This window comes from Nocardia cyriacigeorgica (assembly GCF_029868385.1).
Lineage (GTDB): Bacteria > Actinomycetota > Actinomycetes > Mycobacteriales > Mycobacteriaceae > Nocardia > Nocardia cyriacigeorgica_F.
In genome coordinates this window covers 46,770-50,238 of the sequence record NZ_JARWNX010000052.1, presented here as the reverse complement: position 1 = coordinate 50,238, position 3,469 = coordinate 46,770, and the positions used below count along the sequence as shown (strand labels likewise).

General features: G+C 68.2%; 3 protein-coding genes. 1 reads left to right on the top strand and 2 read right to left on the bottom strand.

Features of this window, described 5'->3' with window-relative positions:
• The first annotated feature begins 32 nt into the window (after nucleotides 1-32).
• The gene (locus tag QH168_RS16625) at nucleotides 33-251 is read left to right on the top strand and encodes an MbtH family protein (protein ID WP_280235569.1); all 219 of its coding nucleotides are present in this window, start codon (nucleotides 33-35) and stop codon (nucleotides 249-251) included.
• Nucleotides 252-304: 53 nt separating this feature from the next.
• Here the strand turns inward: QH168_RS16625 and QH168_RS16620 are convergent, their stop codons facing one another.
• Both QH168_RS16620 and QH168_RS16615 read right to left on the bottom strand, forming a co-directional pair.
• On the bottom strand, nucleotides 305-916 hold the full coding sequence (locus QH168_RS16620) for a hypothetical protein (RefSeq protein ID WP_280235566.1): 612 nt from the start codon (nucleotides 914-916) through the stop codon (nucleotides 305-307).
• Nucleotides 917-1,236: 320 nt separating this feature from the next.
• A complete protein-coding gene (locus tag QH168_RS16615; protein ID WP_280235565.1) occupies nucleotides 1,237-3,465 on the bottom strand; it encodes a molybdopterin-dependent oxidoreductase in 2,229 nt (742 codons plus the stop codon).
• Between the last annotated feature and the right edge of the window lie 4 nt (nucleotides 3,466-3,469).

Below are 3,469 nucleotides of genomic sequence, written 5' to 3'. Positions count from 1 at the left end.
ACCGCACCGGCCATATCGAGAAAGGCACCACCGTGACCAACCCGTTCGACGACGACAACGCCCCGTTCTACGTCCTCATCAACGACGAAGGCGAACACTCCCTGTGGCCCACCTTCGCCACCGTCCCCGGCGGCTGGACCATCGCCCACGGCCCGTCCCCCCGCACAACCTGCCTCGACTACGTGGAAACCCACTGGCTCGACATGCGCCCGGCCTCCCTCATCCGGGCCATGTCCGCCGAAGCGAACTGAACGCGCCGCGGGCCCGGCGAACGCTCAGTGCGTTCGCCGGGTATTGGTCGGGTTCACCGGCGAACGTAGATCCCCACCAGGTCTTTGAGGGCGCGGTTCTCGCCGTGCAGTTCTTCGAGGGCGATGCGTAGGCGCCGGACCTCGAGGGCGAGATCGTCGGGGGAGCGGTGGCCGAATTCCGGGTCCGCGGCCGGGGTTACGGTGGGTGCTGCCTTGGCCACGGCGACGAGTTCGGCGGCGGGCTTGTCCGTGGCGGGGGACGCCTCGGTGGCCTCGGTCGCGGTGTCGACGGTGACGGGTTCCGGGATCGTGATCGGAGTCGCGGCGACCGGCGCCTCGGGGGCGGGGGCCGCGGTCTTCTCGGGAGCGGAGCCGTTGGTCGAGGCGACGCGCTTACGTGTGGTGGCCTGACGCGGCTTGCGCGGTTTCTTCGCGGCGCGCCTACGGGGGGCCGGGGCCTCCTCGACGGCGACGGTCTCCTCGGCGGGCGCCGAGTTCGCCGCTTCGGCCGCCTTCACCCAGTTGGTCAGCGCGCCCACCGACGGCCAGCCCGCCTTCTGCACCACTTCCTCGCACGCCGCGTTCAACGACTTTCCCTCGGCGCGGGCCTTTTCCACCTTCTTGACCGCCCTGGCTTTTTCCGCATCGGTGAATCTCTTGGCCATCGTTGCCGCTCCTGCTATCCAGATCATGTGGGTATGCCATCGTGTGCCGAACACCGATGACAGCACAGCCAGTGCCGTGCGAAACATAACGGATATACCCGATTCCATGCCAATCATGACAATGCTGCGAACGTCTCGGACAATTCGTCGCTCCACAGCCGAGACATTGCGATCGACCCTGCTGTCAGCGTGTTTCGCTGCACGGGAACAACTTCGACGTGGGCGCCGTTCGATTGGTGTGGCGCGGATGCCGCAACGCCTGTGGCGGATTTCGCGGCCCGAGATTTTCGGTACGTAGCGGTATAGCCGCTGGATATCGACTAAGCCGGGGACACCGATACCGGCACACCGTTGAACACAGCATTACCCGACGGGATGTCGACAATCGCATCGTCGGTGAGCACATTGGTGTTCACCCCGGCATGTGCACGCGCCACGCGCTGACCGTCGCCGGTATGTCCCCAACCGTGCGGCAAGCTCACCACACCCGGCATGATCGCCTCGGTGGGTTCCAGATCCACAGCGAGTTCACCGGCGGCCGATTTCACCACGGCCCGATCGCCGAGCCCGAGTCGATCGATATCGCTGGGATGGATGTGCAAGGTGCAGCGGTTCGTCCCGCTCACCAAACGCGGCATATTGTGCATCCAACTGTTGTTGGAACGCAGATGGCGGCGGCCGATCAACACCATCTCCGGCGCCACCGCGGCCAGACCGGCCCGCAGCCGTTCGACGTCAGCGAGCAATTGCGGCGGCGCCAGCTCGACTCGGCCGGACTTGGTGCGCAGCACTTCGGGCAGCCGCGGCCGCAGGGGTCCGAGGTCGATGCCGTGCGGGTTGTCCAGCAGCGTCGTCAGAGTGAGCGTGCCGCCGTTCCACGCACCGTAGGGACCGAGCCGCAACATCATGTCGAGGCGCTGTTCGGTCGTATTCGCACCGGCCAGTTCGGATCTGCGCTCGGCGAGCCCGGCTTTGTGCAGGGTGCCCGCGATCACGAATTCGTCGAACGCGTCGAGCGCGTCGCGCCCATCGGCGCCGCGATGCGAACCTCCGGTGACCGCCGCCGCGAGCCGGGCGATGACAGCCGCCTCGGACGGCCGATCGCCCAGCGGCACCAGCGGCCGCGAATAGCGGGCGTAATTGCGGACCGCGAACTGCAACAGCGCGAAGTCGTAATGCGGTGACTGCAAGGGGCGCGGTGGCGGCAGGATCACATCGGCGTGACACGTGGTCTCGTTCAGATAGCAGTCGACGCTCACCATGAAGTCGAGTTCGGCGAACGCCGCGTCGAGCCTGGCGCCGTTCGGTGCCGACAGCACCGGATTACCCGCGACCGTGATCAAGGCCCGGACCCGGCCCTCGCCCGGTGCGCTGATCTCATCGGCGAGGGTCGCCACGGGGAGTTCGCCCATGGCCTCGGGCAGTGCACGAACCCGGCTGGCCCAGCGGCCGGTGCGGAACGGTTTGCTGCGCACGATGCCCAGCGCCGCGGCCGCGGCGAACATGGCACCGCCAGGAGCGTCCAGGTTCCCGGTGAGCGTGTTGATCACGTCGACGAGCCACTGCGTCACCGTGCCGAACTCGGTGGTGCAGGTACCGATGCGGGCGTACACGGCGGCGGTGGCCGCCGCGGCGATTTCACGCGCGAGCCGCACCACGGTGTCGCCGGGCACCCCGGTGCGTCGCTCGACCGATTCCGGCGTGAAATCCGCTGCGGCGGCGCGGACCTCGTCGAGACCGCGCACCTCCACGCCCACCCGGACGAGGCCCTCGGCGAACAAGGTGTGCACGATTCCGAACAGCAGATAGGCGTCGCTGCCGGGCCGGATGAACAGATGCTCGTCGGCGGCGTCGGCCGTGCGGGTGCGGCGTGGATCGACCACCACCAGCCGCCCACCGCGCGCCCGCAGCGCCTTCAAGCGGCCGGGGAAGTCCGGCGCGGTGCAGATCGATCCGTTCGATTCCAGCGGATTCGCGCCGAGCATCAGCAGGTAGTCGGTCCGATCCAGATCGGGCACCGGGATGGCGAGCGGATCGCCGAACATCAGGCCGCAGGAGACCTGTTTGGGCATCTGATCGGCGGTGCTCGCCGAATACAGGTTCCTGGTGCCGAGTCCACGAATCAGCGCCGGGACGTACAGCGCGCCCGCCACGCTGTGCGCGTTGGGGTTGCCGAGGTACAGCGCGGCCGATTGGTTGCCGTACTCGGCCTTCACCGCGGGGAACCGCTCGGCGATCAGGTCGAACGCGTCATCCCATGACGTGGTGCGCCAGTCGCCGGTGGCGCGGTCGCGGACCATCGGTTCGGTCAAGCGGTCCGAATCGGCGTCGAGGGCGCCGAGGCTGGCGCCCTTCGGGCAGAGGAAACCCGCGCTGAACGGGTCCTGCCGGTCGCCGCGGACCGAGAGGACGTGGTCGTCGCGGTCGAGAGTCAGCTCGAGCCCGCACACCGCCTCGCACAGCGGGCAGGTGCGCAGTCCGAGCCGGGTGTTCTCACCCGGCGAGAGGTCGGCGGTGGAGGCTGGGAGCGAGGACGTGCGCGTGGCCATATCT